We start from the raw sequence: 6741 nt of genomic DNA, 5'->3' as shown, positions 1-6741 counted from the left end.
TATTCATTGGGAGACCTCAAGCTTTGGTTTCGTTACCTTTATCTTGTGGTTTCCCTTTCTTTTTTGCTACCCCTTCTCACTCACATAAGGCGTAGTTATATATTTTAAATATGGTTATATGCGAATACCAGTGTACAACGCAACCTTGAGGCTTTTTGGTCTATCTACAAATGATTCAGTTGAGGGCTTATTCTTTTCTGATTTTTTGAGAAGGTCAGTTGATGGTAGTTTTGATGAAATCTTGCTATCTAGGTTCTCAATGACACGAAGCTTTTCTATCTCTTGTTTCAATTCCTGGATTGATAAGAGCAACTCTTTGTTAACAAGCGCCTGCTGAATGATTATCTTTACCAGCTCTTGTTTGGGCAACTGGCTTAAGTTTTCTTGCTCTAGCTGTTGAGGCAGATTGATATTTGCCATTTATTGATGATTCACTTCACTAAAATGCACAATTGAAGAATTTTTCCGGCTATCAGGGTAGAACTTTATTGCCGCTAACTGCCCAAATCTATGAACACACATAGCACTGCCACAACAAGATATGCGATCGCAAACGCTCCCGGTTCAGAATTAGTGGGGCGATCGCTTAGTTTCCTCTTTGCGATGGCGTACCCGCCCACCGTAGGTGATCGCTACTCGCGTTTGCTTGAATAAAAAGCGACGCCGATAGCGAACGCAAGAGCGTCTCGTAGAGACAAGTCCAGCATAGTACCTAAATTCGGAATTGGGTGCAACTCTCAAGTTACGGGCAATTTTATCAGCAGTCAGAAAACCGATCCCGTAGATATCTGCTGCTAGCTGGTAGGGGTTATGGGTTCGCCTTGCTTCTGATTAGACACTTCTTGCTTTTAGTCTTGCCTGAATGGGGATAGAGATAATAAATTCAGCCCCTTGTCCTAAAACCGATACACATTCTAACTGTCCTTGATGCTTATTAGTTACAATCTGGTAACTAATAGATAGCCCTAAACCGGTTCCTTTACCGACAGGTTTTGTAGTAAAAAAGGGTGTGAAGAGTTGCTGCTGAATATTTTCAGAGATCCCAGAACCGTTGTCAGCAATGCGAATGACAGCAAGATCACCTTCAACAGTAGTACGAATTGTAATAATGCCTGGGCGGCGTATTCTCTCGGTATCAGTCCGATGTTTGTTAAATTCTTCCAAAGAGTCAATTGAATTAGCGATCAGGTTCATAAATACCTGATTCAGTTGCCCAGGGTGGCACTCTACGGGTGGCAGGTTGCCGTACTCCTGTATTACTTGAATTCCCGAAGAGTCTGGTTGGGGTTTAAGCCGATTTTGCAAAATCATTAGGGTGCTATCAATGCCCTCATGGATATTAACAGCCTTGACTTCAGCTTCATCTAGACGGGAAAAGTTTCGTAAAGATAATACAATTTGGCGAATGCGATCAGTTCCCACTTTCATTGAAGCCAAGAGCTTAGGTAAGTCTTCCATCAAAAAATCTAAGTCAACCGCATCTATTTCATTCTGAACTTTAGGTGGTAAATTCTGGTTTTGCTGCTGATAAAGTTGTACTACATTCATCAAGTCTTTGACATAATTATTGACGTAAGTAAGGTTGCCGTAGATAAAGCTGACTGGGTTATTGATTTCGTGAGCAACGCCTGCTACCAACTGCCCCAGGCTAGACATTTTTTCGCTTTGTACCATCTGGGACTGGGTGAGCTTCAATTCATCGAGCGTCTGCTCTAGCTTCTTTGCTTTCTGACGCGCTTGTGTTTCCGAAATCTCTAACTCTTGGGAGTATATATGCAAATTTGTGTAAAGCCGAGCATTTTCTATAGAGATAGAAACTTGCGAAGTCAATAAGTTCAGTACCTCCAATCGCTCTGCGGTAAAGGCTCCGGTGGTGAGGTTATTTTCCAAGTAAAGAACTCCGGTTAGCTTACCCTGATGAGCGAAAGGCGAACATAAAACTGATTTGGGTTGATTGGCAATAATATAGTTGTCACTGGCAAAACGCTCTGTGTGGCTAGCATCGTCTAAAACCAAATTTTCTTTTGTTCTTTCAACATAATTAATCAGCAAAACTGGTAGTTTATGCTTTACTTGAACTAGGCTGGATGATTGCACTGTCACTTGGTCTCGATCAACGTTTCCCTCAGCTTCAATCAGCCATTGGTTCTCCCGTTTAACAAGTAGATAACCCATTTGAGCACCAGCATTTTCGATCACGATCTTCATCATCTTCTCCAGCAGCCGATTTAGCTCCATCTCACTCGACAATGCTTGTGATGCTTTAATCGCTGTGCTTAAATCTAGAATTTGGGTTTTAGCTTCAGAAGTATCTCTGATTGAGTTTGTAGCAGTGCCGCGAAGAGTTGCTTCGGGAGCTTCTGTAAAAAATTGAGAATATTGTTCGTCTAGTTGTTGGACTTTACCCATCGCTTCCCACTTCAGATAGCGATAGCGGGCTTCTGTAAGATAAACTTTGGCAAGGTTTTTTCTGTCCTTGGCCAAGTAAAATCGAAATGCGAGTTCGTTTGCTAAGGCTTCATTTTGTAAATAACCGTTTTCGGCAGCAGAGACGATCGCCTTGTCATACAACTCCATTGCCTGATAATCTTGTTGATAAATCTGAGCAACTTCAGCTTGAATCAGCAGAAACTTATGTTGATAATTGGTTGGGCAGTGCATTGCCCATTGCTGGAATTTTTCCAGGTTGACATTTAATTTATGCAGATAAATGACTTGAGTTGTTGTATCTACCTCAGCATAAGCTCTTGCCAAAGCAATACTTTGATGAAAGTAGAATACAGGATTAATAAAAATTCCTCGTGATCCCCCAACAAATTTTTCTGCATTCTCTGCATACTCAACAGCTTTGGTATACTCTCCATACCAGTTACAGAGCGTAAGTTTATAGATGTAAACTACAAATGCACTCAACATATCCGAAGATGCCAACGCAAACTCTAACACTTGCCGTTCATCTGCCCAAGTTCCAACAAGCTTGTCAATCTTGCCTGCTGGCTTAGTCAGGTTAGCGATCGCTTCCATAGCTAGTAGATGGTAGTTCAACATATTTTTGTCAATCTTGCGGAGGGTAGGAATAAAATCTTCGGCTACTTCTGCGGTTTTTTCTAAAGATTCATTTCCAAATAAAGATTGCCATAAAAAATTAACTGAACAATAACCAGACCATTGGTAAGAACCTGTTTCTAAACCACTATTAAATCCCTTTAACAAATAAGGTTTTGCCTGGCTAATATGGTCTTTGTAATGACATATTAAACCTCCCCACATATTCAAAATGTTCGCTTCCAATTCCTTAGTTCTCATAATTTCATGGAGTTGGAGAGAAAGCTGCCCAAACTCATAACCTGAATCTACCTCACCATATTGAAATACTAAGTTAAAAGAATACAGCATATAGCCAAATACCGAAATCGGTGAGTTGCCATACTGAACCGAAAGTTGAGTTAGATTCATAGATGTAACGTGCAACGCCTTAGATCCTAAAAAGTAAGCAATAGGCCAAACTTCTTTTAAGATACGTTGAGCCATTAACTTCTCTTCGTCTTGCATTGGTGGTAGTTCTGCCAGACTAAAAGTTGAGCGATCGCCAATAACTTCCTTTGTTTGATTAAGTTTTTCCAACAGATATGCATCATCGGGATAAGCTGTAAACTCAAAACCTAAAAGCTTTAAGGTGTTTAACCCAATTTCATAGGCGGAGTTTAAGTCATTCTCCATGCGATAACACATAATCCGATATTCATTTACTCGACACATATCAAGAGTATTTTTAACCTGGCTGAAAGTCTGCTCAAAAATCAGCAAAGCTTGCTCGTATCTTCCATTTAAAAATTCTGCTTCTCCAACTTGTAAATATAAGTTTAACGTTAGTAAATATTTATGTTTCCAACTATTTTTATTTAAATAATTCATCCCTATTTTCAACAACTTTAATGCAGTTACAAACGCTGAGGATGATTTTGCTCGTTGACCTAATTTCAGATTTAACTCCGCCATTTCGTATCTTTCTGCTGGTTCAATAATCAATGATTCTCCAGCATTTAGATGGTTAACAATCTCAAAAAGATGCTCTTCTAACTGGGATTTTTCAGTATTATGTAATAGTAATTTTCCCACCTTTAGGTGTACTTGTTGTTGCTGACCGATTGGAATTAAAGAATAGGCCGCTTGCTGAACGCGATCGTGCAAGAACTTATAGTCAACTTGTACCGCGTTATCACAGTATATTGCCAATTCCGACTGATTCAACAACTGAGGAATTTTGTAAGTATCGCTTAAGGGAAGAATTAACCCCGCCTGTAAAGCTGACCATAAATCAACTGCTGTTGCTGATGTAGATTTTTCGTTTACTACTGCTAGAATTTCTAAATTAAAACGATTACCAACACAAGCAGCTAATTGTAAAACTTGCTGGGTTGGTTCTGACAGTCTCTGAATTTTATTCACCATTAAATCGACCACATTATCGGTAATGGCTTGTGACTGAATTTTGTTAATATCCCACTGCCAGAAACCCAAACGGTAATTGAATATCAAGAGATTATCTTGATGCAATACTTTTAATAACTGAGTCAAGAAAAAGGGATTACCTTGGCTTTTTTGAAGTAGCAAATCAGCTAAAGGTTCTGCCTGAGATGATTCGCAATTGAATGTGTCAGTAAGCAGTTGAGTAATATGAGGTGCTGCTAATGGCTTTAAGAGCAGTTCTTCAACGGTTGCCCCAGATACTCGAATTGCCTCTAGCATTAGTATCAGCGGATGGGTAGGACTAACTTCGTTATCTCGGTAAGCCCCAATCATCAATAAATACTGGCTTTCTGGGTCACTCATCAAATTCTCGACCAGCTTCAAAGAGGCAGCATCTGCCCATTGGAGGTCATCTAAAAACAGTACTAAGGGATGATCCGCAGCAGTAAAAGCATGGATAAATTGCTTAAATACCCGATTGAAACGGTTTTGAGATTCAGTAACACCCAACTGCGGTACAGGCGCTTGCTGCCCGATAATCAGTTCTACTTCTGGGATAACATCAATAATGACCTGACCGTTAACTCCCAATGCTTGTAGCAATTTATTTTTCCAAAGCTCAACTCTGACTTGGCTTTCAGTTAACAGTTGTCGCATCAATTCTCGAAATGCCTGAATCAAAGAAGCATAAGGAATATCTCGCTTGAGTTGGTCAAATTTGCCACCGATGAAGTAACCTCGTTGCCGCACAATAGGTTTATGAACTTCGTTAACTAGTGATGATTTGCCGATACCTGAGTATCCTCCTACCAACACAACTTCACTCGAACCAAGGCTAACTTTCTCGAAGGCAGCCATAAGAGCTGCCACTTCTACTTCCCGGCCATAAAGTTTTTGAGCTATTTGAAATTGATGCGAAAAATCCTGCTCACCTAAGCTAAAAAGGTCAATCCTTCCTTTTGTTTCCAGTTGAAGCATTGCTTTCTCTAGATCAGCCTTTAACCCGTAAGCACTTTGGTAGCGATCTTCAGCATTTTTGCTCAGGAGTTTCATGGCGATCGCACAAATTCCCAGTGGTACATTAGGATTGATATCCTTAGGAGCCATTGGAATTTTTGCAATGTGACAATGCACCAACTCCATTGGATCTTGAACATTCTGGAAGGGGAGCCTACCCGTCAGCATTTCGTAAAAACTCACGCCTAATGAATAAAAATCTGTACGATAATCTAAGGTTCGGTTGATGCGTCCGGTTTGCTCTGGCGACATATAAGCCAGCGTTCCTTCTAGGAGGTTGAGGCTAGTGATTTCTGGGCTTTCTTTTGACAGCAGCGAAGCAATGCTGAAGTCAATCAGTTTTATTTTTTCGCTATTGGGGTTATAAAGAATGTTTTCAGGTTTAATATCCTTATGAATAATGTGGTGACTATGTAACTCTCCTAATGTTTCAGTAATTTGAACCGCGATGCTGAGAAATTTTCTTAGTTCAAACCCTGTAGTAGATATCTGATACTTTAAGGATTCTCCGCCAAAATCTTCTAAAACCATTGCTATACCGTTAGTGTAGCCATTGTCGTAATTGATTAATTTTTGGGTTTTGATTACACCTGCAATATTCAGATTTTGTATAATTTCGTATTCATGCTTGATCTGAGCAATCTCTTTGACAGTAGGATACCCTGCTTTGAGCAGTTTAATCACAACTGAGTCCCCGTCAGCTTTGGAGTACCCTCGATAAATTGCTGTCGCAGTAGCTTCATAAATTAAACTGGTAATACTGTACTCCGGGATACGAGCAATTAATTTAAACACTATTACTTGCCTTAATGTTGTTTTATAATCGATTTTGGCTGTTCCTATAATAATTCCCAAAATTCAAGTCAAGTTAACTCTTAAAATCCTATTTAAGCCCAGATCAGCGGTTTTCAAAATTGTTGGGTGAAAATTGGAGAGCAGACATCGGACTCTTATAAAAATACTCTACTGATTTATTTCTCTCAGTAGAGTATTTAATAGTTGTGTAAAAAGTATCTTGCTGTAACTTTAGGCACTTTTATTTTCCCTATTTCCCCCTTTTTAAGGGAGGAACCGGAATCAAAGTTCCCCTTTTTAAGGGGGATTTAGAGACAATTAGAACTTTTAATGCCGATAAGAGAACTTTTCAAACATCTTCTTAAAGCTCGACTTTATCCATTTTTCCCTATGGGTCATCACAAATGTAGGCGATCGCTAAAAGATGTGAGTTTTGCTGCATACATAGCATTTAAATAC

2 protein-coding genes and 2 pseudogenes are annotated in these 6741 nt (G+C 39.6%); 1 reads left to right on the top strand and 3 read right to left on the bottom strand.

Annotated elements, in window-relative coordinates:
- Positions 1-186: 186 nt before the first annotated feature.
- Positions 187-420, bottom strand: a pseudogene (locus tag V7K21_RS03085) (IS66 family transposase); the annotation flags it as partial.
- 90 nt (positions 421-510) lie between these two features.
- Here V7K21_RS03085 and V7K21_RS03080 point away from each other — a divergent pair.
- Positions 511-654, top strand: a complete 144-nt coding sequence (locus V7K21_RS03080; RefSeq protein WP_335171416.1) for a hypothetical protein — start codon at positions 511-513, stop codon at positions 652-654.
- A 39-nt stretch (positions 655-693) separates the two neighbouring features.
- On the opposite strand, the pseudogene V7K21_RS03075 reads toward V7K21_RS03080, so the two are convergent.
- Together V7K21_RS03075 and V7K21_RS03070 are read right to left on the bottom strand one after the other, a co-directional pair.
- A pseudogene (locus V7K21_RS03075) lies at positions 694-816 on the bottom strand (helix-hairpin-helix domain-containing protein); the annotation flags it as partial.
- Between the two features lie 15 nt (positions 817-831).
- Positions 832-6282, bottom strand: a complete 5451-nt coding sequence (locus V7K21_RS03070) for an ATP-binding sensor histidine kinase (RefSeq protein ID WP_335171413.1) — start codon at positions 6280-6282, stop codon at positions 832-834.
- Between the last annotated feature and the right edge of the window lie 459 nt (positions 6283-6741).

The sequence above is a fragment of the Nostoc sp. genome (assembly GCF_036919595.1).
Taxonomy (GTDB): Bacteria; Cyanobacteriota; Cyanobacteriia; order Cyanobacteriales; family Nostocaceae; genus Nostoc.
The sequence above is the reverse complement of the archived record's forward strand: the minus strand, read 5'-3'. Positions and strand labels throughout refer to the sequence as shown.

Bases quoted from the DNA above. Each gene is read 5' to 3' on its own strand.
- V7K21_RS03080 (WP_335171416.1), top strand. From the start codon at position 511: ATGAACACACATAGCACTGCCACAACAAGATATGCGATCGCAAACGCT.